This is a genomic window from Martelella sp. FLE1502 (assembly GCF_053484255.1).
In genome coordinates this window covers 19,899-42,203 of sequence record NZ_JBAKFQ010000018.1, presented here as the reverse complement: position 1 = coordinate 42,203, position 22,305 = coordinate 19,899, and the positions used below count along the sequence as shown (strand labels likewise).

General features: G+C 62.8%; 19 protein-coding genes. 7 read left to right on the top strand and 12 right to left on the bottom strand.

Translation table 11 applies throughout. From position 1 onward, the window contains the following. Positions 1 to 7 precede the first annotated feature (7 nt). Positions 8 to 1,015, top strand: a complete 1,008-nt coding sequence (locus tag V6767_RS15435; protein WP_448474298.1) for a LacI family DNA-binding transcriptional regulator — start codon at positions 8 to 10, stop codon at positions 1,013 to 1,015. Between the two features lie 7 nt (positions 1,016 to 1,022). Here V6767_RS15435 and V6767_RS15430 read toward each other — a convergent pair whose 3' ends face one another. Continuing rightward, complete coding sequence (locus V6767_RS15430) at positions 1,023 to 1,499, bottom strand: Lrp/AsnC family transcriptional regulator (RefSeq protein WP_448474297.1); 477 nt, start codon at positions 1,497 to 1,499, stop codon at positions 1,023 to 1,025. 105 nt (positions 1,500 to 1,604) lie between these two features. On the opposite strand from V6767_RS15430, the gene putA reads away from it, so the two are divergent. Further along, positions 1,605 to 5,033, top strand: coding sequence for a bifunctional proline dehydrogenase/L-glutamate gamma-semialdehyde dehydrogenase PutA (putA, locus tag V6767_RS15425; protein ID WP_448474296.1), 3,429 nt, complete (start codon positions 1,605 to 1,607; stop codon positions 5,031 to 5,033). Positions 5,034 to 5,047: 14 nt separating this feature from the next. Here putA and V6767_RS15420 read toward each other — a convergent pair whose 3' ends face one another. The 6 genes from V6767_RS15420 to V6767_RS15395 form a co-directional block, all read right to left on the bottom strand. Continuing rightward, positions 5,048 to 5,689 (bottom strand): nucleoside triphosphate hydrolase, encoded by a 642-nt coding sequence (locus V6767_RS15420; protein ID WP_448474295.1) that lies wholly within the window; start codon positions 5,687 to 5,689, stop codon positions 5,048 to 5,050. A gap of 220 nt (positions 5,690 to 5,909) precedes the next feature. Beyond that, positions 5,910 to 7,901 carry a TRAP transporter permease gene (locus V6767_RS15415; protein WP_448474294.1) on the bottom strand — a complete coding sequence of 664 codons (1,992 nt, stop codon included), beginning with the start codon at positions 7,899 to 7,901 and terminating at the stop codon, positions 5,910 to 5,912. 13 nt (positions 7,902 to 7,914) lie between these two features. Then, positions 7,915 to 9,048, bottom strand: coding sequence for a TAXI family TRAP transporter solute-binding subunit (locus V6767_RS15410; RefSeq protein ID WP_448474293.1), 1,134 nt, complete (start codon positions 9,046 to 9,048; stop codon positions 7,915 to 7,917). 242 nt (positions 9,049 to 9,290) lie between these two features. Beyond that, positions 9,291 to 10,154 (bottom strand): helix-turn-helix domain-containing protein, encoded by an 864-nt coding sequence (locus tag V6767_RS15405; RefSeq protein WP_448474292.1) that lies wholly within the window; start codon positions 10,152 to 10,154, stop codon positions 9,291 to 9,293. A 157-nt stretch (positions 10,155 to 10,311) separates the two neighbouring features. Next, positions 10,312 to 10,719, bottom strand: coding sequence for a lipocalin-like domain-containing protein (locus tag V6767_RS15400; protein WP_448474291.1), 408 nt, complete (start codon positions 10,717 to 10,719; stop codon positions 10,312 to 10,314). Between the two features lies 1 nt (position 10,720). Further along, positions 10,721 to 12,658, bottom strand: a complete 1,938-nt coding sequence (locus V6767_RS15395) for a flavin-containing monooxygenase (protein WP_448474290.1) — start codon at positions 12,656 to 12,658, stop codon at positions 10,721 to 10,723. Between the two features lie 157 nt (positions 12,659 to 12,815). Here V6767_RS15395 and V6767_RS15390 point away from each other — a divergent pair, with 157 nt between their 5' ends. Together V6767_RS15390 and V6767_RS15385 are read left to right on the top strand one after the other, a co-directional pair. Then, positions 12,816 to 13,745, top strand: coding sequence for a DUF6282 family protein (locus V6767_RS15390; RefSeq protein WP_448474289.1), 930 nt, complete (start codon positions 12,816 to 12,818; stop codon positions 13,743 to 13,745). Continuing rightward, entirely contained in the window at positions 13,742 to 14,638 is an 897-nt protein-coding gene (locus V6767_RS15385; RefSeq protein WP_448474288.1) for a DUF6282 family protein, read from the top strand. Before V6767_RS15390 ends, V6767_RS15385 begins: the two co-directional genes overlap by 4 nt. 87 nt (positions 14,639 to 14,725) lie before the next feature. Here V6767_RS15385 and V6767_RS15380 read toward each other — a convergent pair whose 3' ends face one another. Genes V6767_RS15380 through V6767_RS15370 form a run of 3 tightly spaced genes read right to left on the bottom strand, consistent with a single transcriptional unit; the run spans position 14,726 to position 17,366 of the window. Next, the gene (locus V6767_RS15380) at positions 14,726 to 15,643 is read right to left on the bottom strand and encodes a DUF6282 family protein (protein WP_448474287.1); all 918 of its coding nucleotides are present in this window, start codon (positions 15,641 to 15,643) and stop codon (positions 14,726 to 14,728) included. 11 nt (positions 15,644 to 15,654) lie between these two features. Continuing rightward, the gene (locus V6767_RS15375) at positions 15,655 to 16,569 is read right to left on the bottom strand and encodes a hypothetical protein (protein WP_448474286.1); all 915 of its coding nucleotides are present in this window, start codon (positions 16,567 to 16,569) and stop codon (positions 15,655 to 15,657) included. Positions 16,570 to 16,580: 11 nt separating this feature from the next. Further along, complete coding sequence (locus V6767_RS15370) at positions 16,581 to 17,366, bottom strand: HpcH/HpaI aldolase family protein (protein WP_448474285.1); 786 nt, start codon at positions 17,364 to 17,366, stop codon at positions 16,581 to 16,583. 179 nt (positions 17,367 to 17,545) lie between these two features. Between V6767_RS15370 and V6767_RS15365 the strand changes: the two genes are divergently transcribed. The 3 genes from V6767_RS15365 to V6767_RS15355 all read left to right on the top strand — a co-directional run bounded on the left by V6767_RS15365 (position 17,546) and on the right by V6767_RS15355 (position 20,251). Beyond that, the gene (locus V6767_RS15365) at positions 17,546 to 18,289 is read left to right on the top strand and encodes an SDR family NAD(P)-dependent oxidoreductase (protein WP_448474284.1); all 744 of its coding nucleotides are present in this window, start codon (positions 17,546 to 17,548) and stop codon (positions 18,287 to 18,289) included. 32 nt (positions 18,290 to 18,321) lie between these two features. Then, complete coding sequence (locus tag V6767_RS15360; protein ID WP_448474283.1) at positions 18,322 to 19,317, top strand: alpha/beta hydrolase; 996 nt, start codon at positions 18,322 to 18,324, stop codon at positions 19,315 to 19,317. 256 nt (positions 19,318 to 19,573) lie between these two features. Beyond that, complete coding sequence (locus V6767_RS15355) at positions 19,574 to 20,251, top strand: ceramidase domain-containing protein (RefSeq protein WP_448474282.1); 678 nt, start codon at positions 19,574 to 19,576, stop codon at positions 20,249 to 20,251. Between the two features lie 369 nt (positions 20,252 to 20,620). Here V6767_RS15355 and xth read toward each other — a convergent pair whose 3' ends face one another. Together xth and V6767_RS15345 are read right to left on the bottom strand one after the other, a co-directional pair. Beyond that, complete coding sequence (xth, locus tag V6767_RS15350) at positions 20,621 to 21,433, bottom strand: exodeoxyribonuclease III (RefSeq protein WP_448463121.1); 813 nt, start codon at positions 21,431 to 21,433, stop codon at positions 20,621 to 20,623. Between the two features lie 83 nt (positions 21,434 to 21,516). Continuing rightward, positions 21,517 to 22,242: an outer membrane lipoprotein carrier protein LolA gene (locus tag V6767_RS15345; protein ID WP_448474281.1), complete on the bottom strand. Its 726-nt coding sequence runs from the start codon at positions 22,240 to 22,242 to the stop codon at positions 21,517 to 21,519. Positions 22,243 to 22,305: the final 63 nt, after the last annotated feature.

The window sequence follows — 22,305 nt, the reverse complement described above, 5'->3', positions numbered from 1 at the left end:
GGGAACGATGGCCGAGAAAGAATTTGTCAGCGCGCAGGAAGTCGCTCGCCGCGCCGGTGTTTCCCGCTCCGCCGTCTCGCGCACCTTCACGCCGGGCGCCAGCGTCTCGGCGGAAACGCGCCGCAAGGTGATGGCGGCCGCCGAGGAACTCGGCTACCACGTCAACCATCTCGCCCGCGGCCTGATGCGCAATGAAAGCGGGATCGTCTGCCTGATCGCCTCCGAGGTCGCCACCCCCTACCGCTCGGCGCTCGTCAGCGCCATTACCCAGAAGCTGCAGGATCGCGGCAAGATCGCCATGCTGGTCAACACCGACCGTTCCGACGGCAGCGCCGACAAGGCGTTGCGCCAGGCGATCAGCTACCGGGCGGATGCCTCCATCATTCTCTCGGGCCTGCCGGACAAGTCGATCGTGCAGCTCTGTCTGCGCAACGGCCAGCGTCTGGTTCTCATCAACCGCGATGATGACCAGGAAGGCCCGCTGAGAATCAATTTCGACAATGACGAGGCGGCGCGGCGGATCCTGACGGCCTTTCTGCGCGCCGGATGCCGCCGCCTCGCCTTCGCCAATTCGGCCTCGATGACGCCGAGCCTGTTGGCGCGCGAGCGCGGCTTCCTGGCCGCCGGGCAGGCCGAGGGCATCGAGGTGATCGTCGAGCGCTACGGCCAGACGGCCTATGCTTCAGGCCGCACGCTCGCCCAGCGCCTGCTCACCCGAAAGGACCGGCCGGACGGGGTGTTCTGCGCCACGGACCTGCTCGCCTGCGGCTTCATGGATGCGGCGCGCAACCAGTTTTCGCTGTCGGTTCCCGAGCAGCTTTGCGTCGCGGGCTTCGACAACATCGAACAGGCCGGCTGGGAATCTTACGATCTCACGACCTTCGACCAGCCGGTGGACCAGATCGCCCAACAGGCGGTCGACTGGCTCTCCGCCCCGCTTTCCGTGCCCCCTGCCGAACCGACCGTGACGCTGCATGCCGAACTCGTGTGGCGCTCGTCGATCCGCGGCGGATAGAGCGCTGTCAGCCGTCCTCCGAAATGCCGTTTTCCTTGATCGACTGCATCGCCATATAGGTCGAGGTCGAGGCCACATGCGGGAGAGTCGAAATCCGCTCGGCCAGCACCCGGCGATAGGAGCGCATTGAGGCGGTGCGGATCTTCAGTAGGTAATCGAAGCGTCCCGCGATCATGTGCACCTGCTCGACCTCCACGAGCCCGACCACCGCCTTGTTGAATTCCGACAGCGCCTTTTCGCGCGTATCCGACAGCTTCACCTCGACAAAGGCGACATAGTCGAGACCCAGTTGAATGGGATCGAGAACCGCGCGATAGCCCCTGATGATGCCCGCCTCCTCCAGATGGCGCACCCGCGCCTGGGTCGGCGATTTCGACAGGCCGATGCGTTTGGCGAGATCGGTGATCGAGATGCGGCCGTTCTCGGCCAGCGTACTCATGATTGCGCGGTCGAATCGATCGAGATCGGCACTGCTCTCATTCACTGAAAAACTCCTCAAATTCAGTCAAAACGACAATATCTTTCATATCAATCAGGCAAAACGCCTGCCGTCTACCGATTATAATAGGGTAATCCAGAGGGAATTGTCATGACAGAAAACACTGAGGCAGACCTGCGCAACGCTATCGACGCGGGCACCTATGCCGACGAATCGCAGCTGATCGAGCGGCTCACCGATGAGGCCCGGCTCTCCGCCGAGGATCGCGCCCGCATTTCGGAAAACGCGGCCGATCTGGTGCGCGCCATCCGCAATCATGCCAAGCCGGGCATGATGGAGGTGTTTCTCGCCGAATACGGCCTCTCCACCGATGAGGGCATCGCGCTGATGTGTCTCGCCGAGGCGCTGCTTCGGGTGCCGGATGCCGAAACCATCGACGCGCTGATTGAAGACAAGATCGCGCCGTCGGACTGGGGCCGGCATATGGGCCATTCCACCTCGCCGCTCGTCAATGCCTCAACCTGGGCGCTGATGCTGACCGGCCGGGTTCTCAAGGAAGACAACAAGGGCGTGGTGAGTACGCTGCGCGGCGCGGTCAAGCGCCTCGGCGAACCGGTGATCCGCACCGCCGTCGGTCGCGCGATGCGCGAGATGGGCTCGCAATTCGTGCTCGGCGAGACGATCGCATCCGCCCTCAAGCGCGCCTCCAACATGGAGGCGAAGGGCTACACCTACAGCTACGACATGCTGGGCGAGGCCGCCCGCACCGAGGGTGACGCCAGACGCTATCACCTCGCCTATTCCCGGGCGATCGGCGCGATCTCCGAGGCCGCGACCGCCGACGATATCCGCAACAACCCCGGCATATCGGTCAAGCTTTCAGCGCTTCATCCGCGCTACGAAGAAGCCCAGCACGACACGGTGATGGACCATGTCGTGCCGCGTCTGCGCACGCTTGCCCAGCTCGCCCGCTCCGCCGGCATCGGGCTCAATGTCGACGCCGAGGAGGCCAACCGGCTCAGCCTGTCGCTGGACGTGATCGAGGCCGTGCTGTCTGAACCGTCGCTTGCCGGCTGGGACGGGTTCGGCGTGGTGGTGCAGGCCTATGGCAAGCGCGCCGGGCCAACCATCGACTGGCTTTACGACCTTGCGACGCGGCTCGACCGCAAGATCATGGTGCGGCTCGTCAAGGGCGCCTATTGGGACACCGAGATCAAGCTTGCGCAGGTCGAGGGCATCGACAGCTTCCCGGTGTTCACCGCCAAGCCCGCCACCGACATTTCCTATATCGCCAATGCCCGCAAGCTCTTGGGCATGACCGACCGGATCTATCCGCAGTTCGCCACCCACAACGCCCATAGCTGCGCGGCGATCCTGGATATGGCCGGCGACAGCCAGGCCTGGGAGTTCCAGCGCCTCCACGGCATGGGCGAGGCGCTGCACTCGATCCTGAAGGAGCGCCACAACACCCATTGCCGGATCTACGCCCCGGTCGGCGCGCATCGCGACCTTCTGGCCTATCTCGTCCGCCGCCTGCTGGAAAACGGCGCCAACTCCTCCTTCGTCAACCAGATCGTGGATGAGGACGTGCCGCCGGAAACGGTGGCCGCCGATCCGTTCGACAAGGTCAAGCCGACGAAGCTTCGCACCGGCACGACCCTTTTTGCGCCGGAGCGTCAGAACTCCACCGGCTTCGACCTTGCCCACCGCCCGACGCTGGCGATGATCGATGAGGCCCGCGGCCGGTTTGAAAGCCATCGCTGGAAGGCCGGACCGATTATTGCCGCAGAGGCCCCCGCCGGCGAAACCGCGGAGATAAGCAATCCGGCGCGCCAGCACGACGTCGTCGGAACGGTGAGCTGGGCCTCAGTTGAAACGGTTGACGCCGCCTGCGCCGCTGCCCGCCCCTGGGAGGCCGATGCCGCGACCCGCCGCAAGGTGCTGGAAAAGGCCGCCGATCTCTACGAGCAGAATTTCGGCGAGATTTTCGCGCTCGTCGCCCGCGAGGCCGGCAAGACGCTGCCGGACGCGGTTGCCGAACTGCGTGAGGCCGTCGATTTCCTGCGTTACTATGCCGCTCAGGCCGAGGGCGCGCCGCCGATCGGCGTGTTTGCCTGCATCAGCCCGTGGAACTTTCCGCTGGCGATATTCACCGGCCAGATCGCGGCCGCCCTTGCCGCCGGCAACGCCGTGCTTGCCAAGCCCGCCGAGCAGACGCCGCTGATCGCTTGGCGCGCCTGCCAGCTTCTCCATGAGGCTGGCGTGCCCGAAACCGCGCTGCAGCTCCTGCCCGGCGCCGGCGATGTCGGCAAGGCGCTGACCTCCAACCCGGCCATCGGCGGCGTCGCCTTTACCGGATCGACGGAGACGGCACAGATCATCCACCGCGCCATGGCCGAGAACCTCGCGCCCGGCGCGCCGTTCATCGCGGAGACCGGCGGTCTCAACGCGATGATCGTCGACAGCACCGCGCTGCCAGAACAGGCGGTCGCGGCGATCGTCCAGTCGGCGTTCCAGTCGGCCGGCCAGCGCTGCTCGGCGCTGCGCTGCCTCTATGTCCAGAAGGACATTGCCGAGCACTTCCTGCGCATGCTGACCGGCGCGATGGATACGCTGCGTATCGGAAGGCCGTGGCAGATTTCCACCGATGTCGGTCCGGTCATCGATGCCGAGGCCAAGGCGGGTATTGCCGAATATCTCGCCGTCGCCGAGGACGAGGGACGCATCCTCAAGACGACGACGACGCCGGATACCGGCCATTTCATCGCCCCGACCCTGATCAGAATCGGCGGCATTGCGGATATGGAGCGCGAAATCTTCGGCCCGGTCCTGCATGTCGCGACCTTCGAGGCGGACGAGATCGACGCGGTGATCGATGCCATCAACGGCTCCGGCTACGGGCTCACCTTCGGCCTCCAGACCCGCATCGACGACCGCGTGCAGCACGTCTCCGACCGCATCCAGGCCGGCAATATCTATATCAACCGCAACCAGATCGGTGCGATTGTCGGCAGCCAGCCCTTCGGCGGCGAAGGCCTGTCCGGCACCGGCCCGAAGGCGGGCGGCCCGCGCTATCTCGACCGTTTCCGCAAGCATGCGGCCGAGAGCGCCGGGGAAGCCTGGGACAAGGAAATGTCGGCTTCGGCGCTCAGGGACGAAATTGCGCGCGCGGCCACCGAGACGGGTCGCGTGTTCCGTGACACGCTGCCGGGACCGACGGGCGAATCGAACGTGCTCACAGCGCTGCCCCGCGCGCCGCTGCTTTGCCTCGGCCCGGGCAAGGAGGCCGCCAGAAAGCAGGCGATCATGGTCGGCGCGCAGGGCGGGCGGCCCGCCGTTGCAACCGGTTCGATCGCGCCGGAAAACCTTGCCGATCTGGAAGGCGTTTCAGCCGTTCTCTGGTGGGGCGACGAGGAGACCGCACGGGCGCTGCGCAAGGCGCTCGCCAACCGCAAGGGCCCGATCCTGCCGCTGGTGACGGGCGCGCCCGATGCCGGCCACGCGCTGAAGGAACGCCATGTCTGCGTCGACACCACTGCGGCCGGCGGCAACGCCAAGCTGCTCGGCGGCACAAGCTAAGGCGCGACTGACTGTCAGCCGACCGGCCGGAAGATGATGTCCGCCGGGCGGCTGCGGTCAATGACGGTCTTCGCATTGGGAAGGTCGTTTTCATAGGCCTTGGCATGCGCCGCTTCCGGCGCAAACCCCATATCCGTCCAGCGCTGCAGCAGCCGGCCCTCCAGAACCTCGAACGGCACATCCAGACTGATGGTCAGATCGAAAATGGCGCGAAGATCGCGCCAGCCGGACTCATCCAGCAACAGATAATTGCCCTCGACCACCAGCAGCGGTATCGAAGCAGGAACGACGCGCGCGCCCGCCCGCGAGATTTCAAGCGTCCTGTCGAACAACGGAACGATGACTTCGTCTTCCGTATTTTCGCTGAGGCGACGCAGCATCACCGCGAGACCGCCGACATCGAACGTATGGGGCGCGCCCTTGCGCGACAGCGCCCCGCGCGCCTCCAGCAACCCATCATCGAGATGAAACCCGTCCATCGGAATGACGGCGGCCGAGCCCGGCTTCCGCCGGTTGAGACGATCGACAACTTCGTCCGCGAGCGTGGACTTGCCGCTACCGGGCGCCCCGGCGATCGCCACCAGCCGGCGGGCGCCGGCGGGCAAGGCTGAAAGGGTTTCGAGAAGGTCTTCAAGCTTCGTTATTGTCTTCGGCATCGGCCCCTCCCATGGCACGCCTGCTGCGGCGCGCATGTTTCCCGTCCGAAGCTCTTACCGCGTCGCATTCTCTTCCACAATGTTCGGGATGGACAGCCGGACAGATCGCTGTCGGATCAGTCCTTCTGAAGGCGACAGGGTTCAGCGCCGCCGAAGCTAAAGTCCAATCCGGGATTTACGGCCGGCAGGAGTTATCCGATCAAGCCTCGTTCCCCCGCCATCAGGCCGCGGCGACAGCCGTCCTGCGATTTGCGATGAAGGCAGCGGTGAGGATCGGGGCGATCAGGACGAGACCGGCAATGAGCAGTTCAATATCGCTGATCCCCGGGATCGCCTCGCCCGGCAGGGCGATCAGCACCGCGCCCACCAGCACCGGCAACCGCAGCAATAGGCCCGCCGGATTGCGTGTAAACAGCGGTCCGATCCCCGCCAGATAACCCTGGATCGCGCCGGCGAAGATGTAGACGCCGAATACGGCAAGCGCGCTCGAGAACACGATATTCTGCCAGTGGCCGACCAGAACCAGACCCGGATCGAGCACGAAGAAGAACGGGATGAAATAGATCACCGAGCCGATCTTCATCGATTCGTAACCGGTCTGCATAGGCGGCGTCTTGGCGACCGAAGCGGCCGCGAAAGCGCCAAGCGCAAGCGGCGGGGTGATGTAGCTCAGCATGCCCCAGTAGAAGATGAACAGATGCACCGCGATCGGCTCCAGCCCGGCCTGGATCAGCGCCGGCGCCAGCATGATGGCGAGGAAGATGTAGCAGGCCGTGGACGGCATGCCGACGCCGAGCACAAGGCTGGTGACCGCGCCCATGATCAGCAGCACATAAGGGTTGCCGCCGGCGATGAACAGCAGGTCGTTCACCAGCGTGCCGGCAAGTCCTGTCATCGACAGCCCGCCGACGATCATGCCAACGCCGGCAAGGATCGCCGCGAGGTTAGAGAACAGATGCGCACTGCCATCAATGAAGGCCAGCACCTCTTTTTTCCCCCAGCGCCCGTCCTTCGAGACGATCTGGTTGATGATCAGCAGGATCGCTGTCGCATAATAGGGCGCGAGCGATTCCTGGCGCATGACCAGCAGCATGAAGACCAGCAGAATGATCGCGAAGCTGTGGTGCCAGCCTTCCTTCAGCGTTTGCTTCAGATCGGGCAGATCAGCCTCAGGCAAGCCTTTGAGACCATCACGGGCGGCGCGCGCATCGATCTGCACGAACAGGCCGAAGAAATAGAGCAGCGCCGGTATAGCCGCGGCAAGCGCGATCGTCGAATAGGACACCTGCAGGAAGCTCGCCATCACGAAGGCGGCGGCGCCCATGACCGGCGGCATCAGCACGCCGCCGGTGGAGGCGCAGGTTTCGATCGCGGCCGCCGTGACGCCCTTCATGCCCGAGCGCTTCATCGCCGGGATCGTCATGACGCCGGTGGTCAGCACATTGGTCACGACGCTGCCCGAGAGCGAGCCCATCAGCCCGCTCGACATGATCGCCACCTTGGCCGGGCCGCCGCGCACGTGGCCAAGCAGGGCGAAGGCGAGATTGATGAAGAACCGCCCTGCCCCGGTATGTTCCAGCGCCACGCCGAACAGGATGAAGCCGAAGACAAGATTGGCAAAGGCGCGAAGCGGTATCCCCATCATGCTTTCAAGCGACATGGCGTGATAGGCCGCGACATATTCGAACGGCGAGGCAAAGGCCGAGATCGGCCCGGGCAGCTTGTCGGCGAACAGCGGATAGGCGGAGAAGAACAGCACGATGACGGCGAGCACCATGCCGCCGGCCCGCCGCGCCGCCTCGATGACCAGCACCCACAGCACCGCGCCGACCACCACCGTGTTCAGCGGGGGCATCATCTCCCAGCCATAGCGGATGATCGAATAGGCGTAGTAGATGAAGAACACGAAGCAGGCGGCAGAGAGGCCGGCGAGAACCCAGTCGATGATCGTCGGCCCTCGCCTTGCCTGGCTGGCGCGCATCGGAAACAGCAGGAAGGCGACGGGTATGGTCAGGAACAGCACGGTGTAGAGATATTGCTGCTCGATCAGCGTGTATCCCATCCGCGAACTGATGTTGAAGGCCTGATTGATCGACAGCACGATCAACGCAACCGTTGCCAGCCGGGCTATCCAGCGCGCGACGCCGCCGAGGTTTCTGGCGGAGACTGCGTCCCCGCCGGAAATATCCTTGTTGACTGAAATGTCGGACATGTCACGCTTTCGTCTACTCGAAATAGGCCGGCATACCCGCCGCCTGAAGGGTTTCCGCGCGGATCTTCATCCACTTCTGCTGGAAGTCGGGATCGTCGCGCATGCCCTCGGTCTGCGCCCACGCATCGGCCAGCACGGCGGCGCGTGCCAGAAGCGCGTCGTTGTGAGCGTCGAGTTCATCGGTCCAGGCGCCCGCCTCCCTGTAGGCCTTGATAGAAGCCTCGTGATAGGGAACGGTCCACTCAAACATCTGCTTGTCGGCGGCAAAGCCGGCCGTGCTCGGATCGGCCTCGGAATAGACATCGACCTGCTCGATCAGCGCCCGCGTGAAATTGTAGACGAGGTCGTCATCCTCGGAATAGGTGATGACGTCGGGATAGGGTACGCCAATGCATTCCAGCGGCTCCTTCAGGCCGCCTGCGGCCTGGGTTGCGACCCGCTTGGCGAAATGCGGATTGACCGCGCGCATCCGCTCCCAGCCCTCAGCATCATCATGCGGATAGGCAACATATTTCACGCCGCGCGGACCGGCCACCGCCTTTTCGACAAGCCCGCCAGTGCTGACCGTGGTCACGCCATCCACCTGGCCGTTGATCATGGCGTCGATCGCCGCGCCATAGCTCGGCATTTCGACAAGAACGACATCGTCGATCGTCAGCCCGCCAAAGGCCAGCATCGCCTTGGCATTGGCCTGAAGCGGGCTGGAGCCGACGACCCAGGGGATGCGCTTGCCCTTGAAATCCGCCATGGTTTCGATGCCGGCATCGCCCGCCACGATATAGGTCAGGCAGTTGTCGCCGCCGACGAGGCTGACGGCGCGCAGATCCTGCGGCCCCCAATCCGGCGAGGCATAGTCATCCACCCCCTCAAACGCGAAGAACACATCGCTGCCAGCGATCGAGAACGGCATGCGGCCCTCGCGCACCGGCGCCACCTTGGCCTGCGGGTTGCCGGTGCCGACAACGCGCAGCGAAACGCCGTAAGCGTCCTGCAGCGCCTTGCCGATGGCGATCGCCTGGTTATAGGACGTTCCGCCGACATCGGCCGCGGTGACGGCAATCGTGCTCGGCAGCGTGATCTCATCAGCCGCGGCGGCCGAAACCGGCAGCAAGGCCAGGCCGGCGATGATCGAAAGCTTCTGAAACATTTTTTCTCCTCCTGCGGCCCGCGACAAACGGACCTGTTCCTCCGAATGCAATCGCCCGTTCTTTTTGCTTCGTGACCATCGTTGCGCTTTTGAGAACTGGAAGCGCATTAAGGCTTCCCGGGGCGCGCCGGATGCGGGCTTGAAAGAGAACAGTAGAGCAAGGAGAAAGGCGCGCCAGCCGCCGGGCCAGACATTTCACGCCATGAAACTGCAGCGCTCTTCGCGCCGCACTCCGATACGGATCAGGCGTGCGCCGCGACGGCTTCCCTGTCGCCGTTTCGCGGGGGGACATCCGCCGACCATTCCGGCCTTTCGGCATCAAGCGCGTTGCTCATGCGCTTGATGCTCTCTGTGATCGCAGCGGAGGCGGCCTTCAGCTGCGGCACGTAGCGCTTCAGCACATCCTCGCGACACACCGCCCTTGTGTAATAGGTCATCCCGATCGTGGCGAGAATCTTGCCCTCGTCATGCCCGTAGATCGGCACGGCAACGCTGGATGAGGGCTCCGAGGCCTTGACGCCGATGCGTTCGGCAAACCGCATCTTCTGGGTCACGCGGATCACATGATCGACCATGTCGGAAAGTTCCATGATCTCGCTGTCGGGATGCTCGGAATTCTTCAGCAACTGCATCGTCAGCCGGCGCTCCTCCGGTGGGCAGAAGGCGAGATAGGCACGGCCGAGCGCGGTCGTCACCAGCCCCATGCGTTTGTAGATCAGCGCGTGATAGGGCGCCATCGGACTTTCTCCGCAGGTTGTGTCGCAGACCATGACGGCATTGCCGTTGGGCACGGCGATCGCGACCGGCCATTTGTGCACGCGGGTCAACTCCTGGGCCCAGGGGCGCCCCGCCTCCACCGCCAGCGGCGCGCCGTGAAAACCGCAGCTCAGCGCTGCCACCTGCGAGGTGACGCGATAGCCCTTGTCGCTTTCCCGTTTCGAAACATAGCCCGCCTCGATCAGCGTCTCCAGAAGCCGCACCACGGTCGGTTTCGGCAGACCAGATACCCGGTGGATATGATCGACGGACGAAACCCGCTGGCGATTGAGGATCTTCAGAACCTCAAGCGAACGAAGAACGGAATTGACCGGCAGATAAGAGTTCATGTTTTCCTCCCTTGAACCCCGCTCGCATTCTCAGCCGCACCCGCTCGCGGGAACCGGATGCCGATCGCCACGCGTCCTCCAACGCGGTGCGGCGATCCATTGCCCTGAGAATGCGCGTGCATCGATGGCGGAGCATTCCGATCTTTCCGCCATCGGGCTAGTGTATCTTCTCCCAGGTGAGATTACGATAGTTAACAACGCCGTCGAATGTGGCGGGCGGCGCGGTCAGCACCAGCCGCATGCCCTCGAAGCGCGCCGGGCGCACCTGGTCGGTGTCCATCCGGTCGGGCACGGTCGAGCAATCGACGCGCGTCACCAGCGTCTCGCCATCGAAACGGTAGGTTCCGGCATAGGACGAATATTCGCGCGGCCTTTTGGACGGACGGTGCTCGCGGCCGTCCTGGATCACGACCATCATGCGATGATCGTCATTGAAGCTGATAAGCCCCATCTTTTTAGGGCCGTAGGAGGAGCGCAGGAGATTGCCGTCGGCATCGCGGTTTTCGATGTTCACCAGTTTCCAGGTGCCTATGAGCATATAGGACTTGTCGAGTTGTTGCTGCATGTCAGGCGTCCTCGCCAATAAATCTGAAGGCTTCCGGGTCGGGTTTGCGCGTCAGTTCCCAGTACTCCACAAGCTTCCAGGGGGAATTGGTGGTCACGCGACCGCGCTTGTTCTGATACCAGTTGGTGACCCCCTCATTGGTCCAGACCATCCGGCTCAGGATCGCGTCCAGTTTCTCGTTATAGGCGTCGTGTGCCGCCTTCGTGCATTCCATCGCCGCATCGCCGCGCTCCAGCAGCATTTCCAGGCACTCGACGATGTAGTGCACCTGGCACTCGGCCTGAAAGATGATGCTGCCGCCATGGGCGAGATTGGTATTGGGCCCGTAGGTCATGAAGAAATTCGGGAAATCCGGCACGCAGATGCCGAGATAGGCGCGCGGATCGTCATCGCCCCAGAGTTCGCGCAGAGATTTTCCGTGCGCGCCGACAACCTCCATCGGATAGATCATCCGGCTGGCATGGAACCCGGTCGCCCAGATGATCGCGTCCACCGGCGTGCGCCTGCCCGCCTTGTCGACGATTGCGTCGGCCTTGATATGGTCGATGCCGTCATTGTTGAGCGCGACATTGTCGCGCTTCAAGGTCTCGAACCAGCCATTGTCGCGCAGCGACCGCTTGCCGAAGGGGGCGTAATCCGGCAGCACCTTGGCGCGCAGATCCGGCCGGTCGGCCATCACCTCGTCGATATATTTCGTCCATTCCTTGCGGATATCCGCGGAGCGCTGAGAGATTGCATCCTTGCGGCCCCTCCACGCCGGATCGCGCACCAGCGCATCGTGGATGCCGTCGCCATAGGCCCAGAACAGCAGGAACCGGTACCAGGCGGCATAATGGGGCACGTTGGCGAGCACCCATTTGACGTTTTCGGTGACGAGGTTGTGATAATTGTGCCGCGGAATGACCCAGGGGGCCGCGCGCTGATAGATCGTCAGATGCTTCGCGATCCTGGCCGTTGCGGGGCCGGCCTGCATGCCGCTTGCGCCGGTGCCGACCATGGCGACGTTCTTGCCCGTGAAATCATAGTCGTGATTCCAGCGCGCGGTGTGCATCTGCTCGCCCTGAAATGTCTTGAGCCCCTTGATCTCGGGGATCATCGGCTGGTTCAATTGCCCGACGGAACTGATGACGGCATGGGTGCTCGCGGTGCGCTCGCCGCCATCGGGCATGCGGATCACAGCATGCCAGAGCTTGTCCGTCGTGTCATATCTGAGCGAGAGTACTTCCTGTCGGAAGCGGACATGTTCCAGAACGCCATAGCGCGTTGCGCAGTCGCGAAGATAGGATTTCAGTTCCTCCTGCCGAACATAATAGCGCGACCAGTTGTGATTGAGCGCGAAGGAATAGCAATAGAGGTGGTTGGCGCTGTCGACCCCGCAATCGGGATAGGTGTTTTCGTGCCAGACGCCGCCGACATCCTCATTGCGCTCGATAATCTCGTAGGGGATGCCGGCCTCGTTCAGCTTGATGCCGGCATTGATGCCTGACGCACCCGCCCCGATCACCAGAACGTTGAACTTTTCGGCGCGGGCCCTGGCCTTGGGACTGGCATTCTCGAAATGCGCCGGCGTCGGCTTGAAGCCGAGATCCTCGAACAGCATCGGCAGATAGCGCGCCGAGACCTCCTCGCGGCAGAACATGGTCATCATCCGGTGCAGTTGGTCCGACGTGATGTCAGGCTCCACATGGAGCGGATCGAGCAGGACATCGGCAAGCCGGTCGAGCAGCGCCTGCATGTCGCCAGCGGGAATGCTGTGCTCGAATGCGCCCGGCTTGGAGAGCATCGGCCCGTAGTGATCGAGCAGCGACATGTCACCGGTGAGCTGCACGAGAACCATCACCAGCGCGGATGGGTCGGCATCCGACAACCGCTCGACCAGGACATCGTGGCGCTCGGCCATGGCTGTGGGGTCGTTGGCAAGAGGGTGGAGTGTATTCATTCTGGTTATCCTCCCGAAATCTTCAGAAAGGCTAGCCAAGTCTTCGGCGATGCGGTCTTGCTCGTTCCCGGGATTTCATATTGTGAAACGCGATTTAATTGGCGGTGTCGTCGCCCATGCCCTCTGTTTCCCTGTCGGCAAGCCTGGGAGGATTGAAATGGGCGACCAGAAATACGCGACCGGATCGCGCGCTGAAATCGTGGACGGCCTGCTGCGCGGGGCCGTCGACCTGCACTGCCACAGCGGACCCTCGATCATGGAGCGCAAGCTTGACCATATGGAGGAGATCCGGGATGCGGAGGCAGCGGGGCTTCACGCCGTGCTGTTCAAGGATCATTTCTATTCCAACACACCCGTGATGCAGGTGCTCCAGCGTTTCCGGGAGGGCAATGCCAACCTCACACTGCTCTCCGGCGTGCCGCTCAACAACCAGCTCGGCGGGCTGAACCCGTTTGCGGTCGAACACGGGCTGATGCTCGGCGCGCGACTGGTCTGGATGCCGACCCTGTGTGCGCATAACCACCTCACGACCGCCTTCCGCTACGACCTGCATGGCCGCCTCGGGCTTCGCGAACCGACCCGCCTTTCGGTGCTGGACGAACGGGGCCGGCTGAAACCGGAGGTCAAGGATATTCTCGATATCATCGCCGAGCACGACGCTGTTCTGTGCGGTGGGCATCTGCATGTCAGCGAGATGTTTCCTCTGTTCACCGAGGCCCGCGCGCGCGGCGTCACGCGCATGCTGGTCAGCCACCCGACCTACTGGATCGAGGCCAAGGTCGAGGACCTGAAGGAGCTCGCAGCGCTCGGCGTCTATCTTGAACACTGCGCCTGCATGCTGATCGAGGGGCCATCGCGCAAGTTCCCGTTCGAGGCGCTGCGCGGCTATGTCGATGCCGCCGGCCTCGATCACACCATCATCGGTTCCGATCTCGGCCAGACCTTCAACCCGAAACCGGTTCCGGGCTTTCGCGCGGTCATCGAACTCTGCCTTGAGCTCGGTTTCACGGTCCAGGAAATTCGGGCCATGACCTCGACCAATGCCTGCCGCCTGATCGGCATCGACCCGCCGGATGATCCGTTATGACCAAGACCATTGACGATATCGACCATCTCCTGACCGGCGCAATCGACCTCGACTGCCGCACCGGCCCTTCACTGGAGCCGCGGCATTTCACCCATGACTACGCCGCCGAGGAAGCCGCCGCCGCCGGCATGACTGCCGTGGCGTTTCGCGACGATTTCTACCCCACCACGCCGGTCGCCGCGATTCTCGAAAAGACGGTCTACGCCGACCTGCCGCTGAAACTGCTGTCTGGCGTGACACTCAACAACTATGTCGGGGGGCTCAACCCCTATGCGGTCGAACACGAACTGATGCTCGGCGGACGCATCATCTGGATGCCGACGATCTCGGCCGCCAATCACCTGCGCATGGCCTATCGCAGTAACGACGACGTACCCGCCATGCGTCCCCGCGAGGCGCTGAGCGTGCTCGACGCCAAAGGCGCGATCACCGAAGCGACACGCGAAATACTCGAAATCATCGCCGAATATGATGCGGTGCTTGCCTCCGGCCATCTGCATGTCAGCGAAACCCTGCCGCTGTTTCAGGCGGCGCGGGCGGCGGGTGTCAGACGCCTGCTCGTCAATCAGCCGCAGCACTATGCCGGCGCGACGCTTGCCGATATCGAGGAACTGGGACGGAATGGCGCATTCATCGAACTGACCGCCGCCGCCTACATCAACGGGCCGGATCGCCGCCACGCGCACGGCGTCCTGACATCGGTTATCGCGGCGGCAAGCCCCGAACGCGTCATCTTCAGTTCGGGCCTCGGTCACACACGCAACCTCAAGCCCGTCGAAGGCCTGCGCGCGCTTATCAGGTTATGCCTGCAGCACGGCGTTGACGAGGATGACATGAAGATGATGCTGGCAAAAAACGCCGCGAAACTGGTGGGGCTTGCGCCGGGACGCTGAGTAACTGGCTGTTTGAACATGGGCGGCTGACATTGGGACAGCCGCCCGGCTTGTTGGCAAAGCCATCCCAGCTTTCGCCCTGCCGTCTCAATCGAGATTCAGCAACTTCGCGGCATTGCGGCCGCACATGGTCTGGATATCCTCCTCGGAGTAACCGGCATCAAGCAGCTCGGCGATCATGATGCGGAAGCCGTCCACCGGGCGCGCGGCGCCCTTGAGGCCGAGGTCTGAGCCGAACACCGTGTTCGCCACGCCCGCCGCCTCGATCAGCGGAATGACGGCCTGTGGCGGGCTCTTCTGGCCGCGGCCGGGAATGAACTGGGTGATGGAATGCTCCATCGTCACCCCCATGCCGGCAAGCTGGCGGATATGGGTCTCGTTGCAGCCGATCAGATAGGTCGGGTGATTGACGAGCATCTTGCGCACGCCGCGCGCCTTGGCCTCCTCGAACATGATGAACTGTTCGTCGACGCCAAGGTGCCCGCCCGCCAAGATGATGTCGCCGGCGGCGATGATATCGAGCACATGCCTGGTCTCATCCGTCAGCTTGCCGTTGGCATCCAGCACCGTAAGCGGGATCGGATCGGGGGCGCCTGCGACTTTGGGAAAGCCCTTGGCTTCGGTCGAGACCTTGTTGATGTGGTTGGCCGCCGAGAGCGTCGGCATCCACACGATCTTGCCGCCGAGCCGCACGGCATGATCGACCGCATGCGGATTGATGCCGCCCGAGGCATTGTTGAGCGCGATGCCCGAGAAGAAACGCACCCCCGTTTCCGGAAACAGCTTTTCCAGAATGATAGCGTGCGAGGTGCCGAGATAATAGTGATCCTTGGTGACCACGGCCTTGAACCTGGCCTCGCCGGCCTCCATCAGTTGCTCGTGATGGTCGAGAATGCGCGGCATCGCGGCGGGGCCGCTGTGGCAATGCAGATCGACCGATCCCGCGAGCAGCTTTTCCACCCGCGCATTGTATTCCGGTCGCGGCGGCGCTTCGAATTCAGCCATTCAGTGTCTCCTCAGGTCTCATTGGCGGGGGCGGGATAATCATCGGCGTTGAGCACCCAGCCGGTCTGTCTGGAAAAATCCCGGCGGGGCGGGCAGAAGACGTCCACAAGCTGGTTGGTTCCCTCGCCAACCGCTTCCGACGTGTGCAGGGCGCCCGCCGGAATGATGGCGATCGACGGGGCGCCGATGGTCACATGGTCGTCGTCGCGCCACAGATTGGCATCCGTTTCCCACGGCCAGCGCAGGTGGTGGACATAGGTGCCGGCAAGGCACAGCGAGCATTGCTGGAAATCGCCATGCTTGTGCGGCGAGAGCTGGGTGCGATCGCGCGGCCCCTGCCGCGGATAGACGAAATTGATCATGAAATTGGTGGAGCGGAAGATGCGCCCGAAGCGGCCCTCCTCCTGAGGCACGTCCAGCGAATAGGCCCGCACCTTGAAGCCGCCGACAGGATCGGGCCAGGGCTCGAGTGGCGGTACGTTGCGATCCGGCTCATGCGCTGGAAGCAGGGCCTCGCAGCGCGCGACGATATCGGCGGCCTTTCGGGTGAAGAAGCAGATCGCCGGCCCGCCGGCCTCGAACGCAATCGTGCTCGGCCCGCCCGGCACCACGACCACCGAATAACCCTCCACCGGCGTCTTGACGCCGTTCCAGGAAACGACGACCCGCGTTTCCTTCTCAGGCAGGACGACGACATATTCGTCCTCCTGACGCTCGCGGACGATCCGGCTGCCGGCGGGCTGGTCGGCATAGGTCGCGACAAAGTTCTGCGCCTGCGCATACCATGTCCGGACGCCGCCGTTTTCGTCTGAGGGCTTGCTGTCGTCGAACATGAAATAGCCGGCGGCGGCGACCGGGGCCGCATCCGGTTTTTCCGCGCTCTCGGCCTTGGCCAGTTTCGACCTCGGGTCGGAGGCAACATACATGATCTGATCCTCTATGCTTTGATTGTCTGGTCAACGGCGCGACAGGCGGAAAGCGCCTGGGCAGCGGCGCGGCGGAGAAACGCCTGGTCCGAGCCTGTCAGGAAGGCGGTGACGCCGAGCCGCATCAATGCGGCCTGATCGTCTTCGCCGGTGGCTAGCATCAGAACCGGCTTCCCCGCCTTGCGGCCCGCCGCGATCACTTTTTCCGAGGCGGCTTGAACGGCCGGCGAGGTCTGGCTCGCCTCGCCCATGGCAACCGAAAGATCGCCGCGCCCCACAAACAGGGCGGCGATCCCGTCCACGCCGGCGATGGCATCGATCACGTCGATCGCTTCCGGGTCCTCGATCATCGGGATGCAGAGCGTAATGGCATCCTGCTCGGCGAGGTGCCGGCCGGTTGCGACCGCGCCATAGTCCCCGGCCCTTCCGGTGCGCGAAAAGCCGCGCCGGCCGCCCCTGTAGCGGCAGGCCGCGGCAACCCGCTCTGCCTTCTCCACCGAATTGACATGCGGTATGAAGACCCCTGCCGCCCCTGCGTCGAGTTGCGCCATCAGATTGAAATCCGTCGGTTCGCCGACCCGCACCAGCGCGGCAACGCCGCGCGCCCGTGCGGCGAGAATCATTGCCTCGATCGACTCGCGATTGATCGGCGCATGTTCTTCATCGATGACAATGAAATCATAGCCAATCGAGCCGAGAATTTCGGTGGCGTGAAATGTCGGCGTCTTGACGAATGTGCCGAAAAGCGGCTCGCCTCCCCGCAACCGCGCCGCAAAGCCGGTTTGTTCCGCTGCCATGGTCCGGTCTGTCCCTCTCGTTTCCTCAGCGAGAAACTAGAGCCGCACATAATCCTCGAGACACCCGGGATTCGCCGGGTTTCACACTATGAAACACGGCCAGGAACCGGTCGACCGCAGCACCCCGGAAATGATGATTTTACCGGCAAAGAGACAGCACTTGGCAGGAGGCGCAGAGGATGAAACGGCTGGAAGGCAAACGGGCATTTGTAACGGGGGCCGGCCGCGGCATCGGCAAGGCAATCGCGAGCGGCCTTGCCGCGGCCGGCGCCGAAGTCGCGATTGCCGATATCGATCCCGAGACCGCAGAGGCCGCCGCGCGCGAAATCCCAAACGCCACGCCCGTCGTCGTCGATGTCTCCGACCGCAAGGCGGTATTCGAGGCAATCGACGGCTACGCTGCTGATGGCGGCTTGCATATTCTGGTGCCCAACGCGGTCTATTTCAATTACGCGCCGCTGGTGGACATGCCCGAGGACGTGGTCGACAGGATGCTCGATATCGGCATCAAGGGCACGTTCTGGGCGGTGGCGGCCGCAACGCCGCATATCGCGAAATCCGGCGGCGGATCGATCATCACGCTGTCATCGATCGCGGTTTCGATCGCCATCCCCCGCGCCGCCGTCTACACCTCCATCAAGGGCGCGATCGACGCCTTCACCCGGCAGCAGGCGATCGAACTCGCGCCGCTCGGCATCCGCGTCAACGCGCTGGCGCCCGGAACGGTGCCGACGCCAGGCGTCGCGAGCATCGCCGACGAGGCCGCGCTTGAGCGCCGCAAGGCGTTGTCGCCGTTCAACCGGCTGGTGCAGGCCGAAGAGATCGCCGACGGCGCGGTCTTTCTCGCCTCCGAAGATGCTCGGTCGATCACCGGCATCACCCTCAAGATCGACGCCGCCCAGACCATTTCCGGCCCGAGATAGGCCGCGACCCGTCGCAACAAGGAACAAGCAATATGTCAGATGTCGTGCGAAAGGATTTCCACGTCAAAACGGTCGACGGCTATTCGGTCGCGATCCGCGAGGTCCGCTCGGACAAGACCGACCGCGTTCCCATGATCCTGCTGCATGGCACGCGGATACCGGGCCTTTCCGAGTTCGACCTCGCGGTGGAGCACGGCTCGCTCGCTGCTGATCTCGCGGCCAAGGGCCATGTGGTCTATATCCTCGATGCCCGCGGTTTCGGCCGTTCCCAGCGCCCGACCGCCATGGACGAGCCGCCGGTTCCCGGCGCCGATCCGCTGGTCCGCACCATCGAGATCACTCGCGATGTCGATGCCGCGGTCGACCATCTCAGGACTGCGACCGGGCGCGACGAAGTCGGTCTGTTCGGCTGGGGCGTGGGCGGCACCTGCTGCGGCATGTATGCCGCGCTCTGGCCGGAAAAAATCAGCCATATCGTGCTCTATACCGTGATCTATGGAGGCGCCGGCGACCAGCCGAGTTTCCAGATCGGCTCGATCTGGGACGACCCGGAAAATCCGGGTCATTTCAACCAGAAGCGCTTCGGCAACTACACCTTCAATTCGCTCGAGGTTCTGGACAAGCACTGGAACGAGCAGATCCCGATCGAGGACAAAGACGCCTGGCGCGACCCGGCGATGTTCGAGGCGTTCCGGCAGGCGCTGATCGACGGCGACCCGACCGCGATGGACCGCGACCCGCCGAGCTACCGTAGCCCCAACGGCATGCTGGAAGACCTCTACCGGATGGGCTGCAATGCCCAGAAGCTGTTCCACGCCAGCCAGATCTATTGCAAGGTCATGATCGTGAAGCCGGAATTCGACACGCTCTGCACCCCGGCCGATCTCGAAGCGCTGGTCACCGATCTGGAACATGCCGAAGCGGTCGATGTGTGGGCCGAAAAAAACACAACCCATTACGTCCTGCTCGACCGCCCGGAACGCGGCCGCGACAATCTTCTGGCGCGGATGGATGCGTTTCTGCGGTAAACGGAATTCCGCCGAAGGAAAAGGCCGGGACGGATCATCGCTTCCGGCCTTTCTTCTTGTCCGGATCGTTGGGCTCAAGCACTCAGGCCGCTATTCTTCCGCTTCATCCGTCATGTCCGTTCAAGGCCGGCATGAAGGAAAGTCAGTAAGGACCTTGAGAACGGTCTGCGCCAAAAAATGCCCGCTGCCCCTTGCATGAGGGCGCAAATAAGGGAAACCATCCGGGACGTTCAGGCACAACGATCCGGTGAAAACGATGGACCCCGTCCCCTATATCGACATCTATTGCGAACGTACTGCCGCCGGCTTCTGGGCCGAGCCGCTGAACGCGCTCACCAACCTGGCCTTCATCATCGCGGCCCTCATTGCCTGGCCCGCCGCCTGGCGCAGACCCGCGCGGAGCCCGCTGGAACTGACAGTCATCGCGCTGGTCGGGGTGATCGGCGTCGGGTCGTTCCTGTTCCACACGCTCGCCACGCCATTGTCGGCGGCGCTCGACGTGATCCCGATCTGGCTGTTCTTCTTTCTCTACATCCTGCTGCTGTTCGTCCGGGTGGCCGACGGCAAGACCTTCGATATCATCGGCTACATGATCGCGACCATCATGGGCTTTGCGCTCGTCGTCTATCTGGTCGGTCTTCTCTCGCGCGGCGGTGAGGCGCCGCTCAACGGCTCGCTGCAATACGCCCCTGCCCTCATCGCCATGGCGGTCGCTTCAGTGATTGCGGCATGGCGCGATCATCCGGTCTGGCGCTATTTCGCCGGCGCCACCGCGATCTTCATCATGTCGCTGACATTCCGCAGTCTCGACCAGTCCACCTGCATGGCGACGGCGGGGATCGGCACCCACTTCCTCTGGCACATCCTCAACGCCACTGTGCTCGGCATATTGCTGATGGGCGCAGTGAGGGAGCTGCCGCCTTCCACAAGGTAATAAACCCTTGAGTAGGCACAGTATTCACTTGAATAAAGTCATAATAAATGCTACAATGAATCCAGAAACGCACCCAATAATCAAGTCATTAAGGTTATGCATTATGAATAAAAATAATATGAAAACAAAAAATGAAACGAGACAAAAAACTATTAATAGAGAAAAAGACAAAAAAATCGACATAAATTCATTTGAATTTAATTCAAATCTTAAAAATTTCTGTAATTTTCTAAAAAAATCAAGTAAAAAGCGCACCGTATCAGGGCTATGCCGGCTTCGCCGGCATAGCCCTGATACGGTGCAATTATACATCCCTCTATAGGATTTTATACTAGTTTTATTAGAAATGTCAACGCTTAATTAGTCTCGCTAGGATATACCTAGGTTGAAATACGCCGTTACCGGCACGTGGTCGGACGGCTTTTCCCAGCCGCGCGCTTCCGTCAGGATATCGAAGCGCTGGAAAGCCGGGACGAGGTCGGGTGAGGTCCAGATATGGTCGAGGCGGCGGCCGCGATTGGCGGCCTGCCAGTCCTTGGCGCGATAGCTCCACCAGGTGTAGAGCTTCTCGTCTTCCGGCGTGACGTGGCGCATCAGGTCCACCCAGCCGCCCTTGGCGATCAGGTCCTTCATGCCCTCAGTCTCGACCGGCGTATGGCTGACGACCTTCAGAAGCTGCTTGTGCGACCAGACATCGTTTTCCATCGGCGCGATATTGAGATCGCCGACCAGGATCGAGCCGATGCCATCGCCCTGATCGGCCTTCAGCACCTTCATCTCTTCGAGGAAATCGAGCTTGTGGCGGAATTTCGGATTGATCTCGGGATCGGGCTCGTCGCCGCCGGCCGGCACATAGAAATTATGCAGCCTGATCTTCCTGCCGCCGGCATCAAACACGGCGCAGATATGGCGGGTATCGCCCATGGCGCAGTAGTCCGTCGAGAACCCCTCGCCGAGCGGAATGCGGGAGACGATCGCGACCCCGTGATAGCCCTTCTGGCCGTGCACCTCGATATGCTCGTAGCCGAGTTCGCGCAGCGGCTTGTAGGGGAACTGGTCGTTCAGGCATTTGATTTCCTGAAGGCAGAGAATATCGGGCTGATAGTCCTTCAGAAAGCGTTCGACGATCGGCAGGCGCAGGCGCACCGAATTGATGTTCCAGGTCGTAAGTCTCAATTCCACCGGCAATCGCCTTCCTTGCTGAACGGGGCATCAGCATTAGGCGATTCGCCGGGCGACCGGAAGGGCGCCCTCCCCTTGACCCGTCAGTTGTTGCTGCCGGGGCTTGCCATGATCTGGTCGTAGGGAATGCGGAACACCGAGCGTGCGAACTTCACCCCGGTGCGCACATTGGAAAGGATCACCGTGGTGTCCTTGCCCTGGGCATCCGTAATGGTCCACTGGCGCAGGTCGAAGGTCTTGCTGTCGAACATCATCGTGATCACCTGATCGCCGAAGATCGACTTGTCGCCGAGCACGATCACCGTCAGCCCGTTCTGCTCGCGCACATCGCGCACCATGCGATGCTGGAGGTCGATCTGGTCGGCAAGCAGCAGCGACAGCGGCGTGCGCGACAGCGGATAGAAATCCCAGGTGTCGAGATCGCCATTGCCGACGGCGACGTTGCGACCGTCCGCGATCACCTTCAGCGTCGAGGGCGGGTCATAGTCGAAGCGCAGCTTGCCGGGGCGTTCCAGATAGAACTTGCCGCCGGACTGCTCGCCGCGCGGGCCGAACTGCATGAACTCGCCGGTCATCGACTTGACGGATGAAAAGTGGTCGGCGACCCGCTGGGCCGCTACGCCGGACGAAGCGGATGTTGCCTGCGCCACCTGCACGGAGCCGTCGCGCTTGGTCGGCGTCGGCACATTGCTTCCCGACGGCAGGGCCTGCGCGAATGCCGGCAGGCCGATCAGCAGCGCCGCACCGCCAACGACACCGCCGAGAAACTGACGACGAACCAGGGACGAAGTGTTTTTAGACTTGCTCATATATCCGATCCTGAAAACTGATTGCGGCCCGGTTGCGCCGCCAAAGAGGCGTTTTCGGGGCGG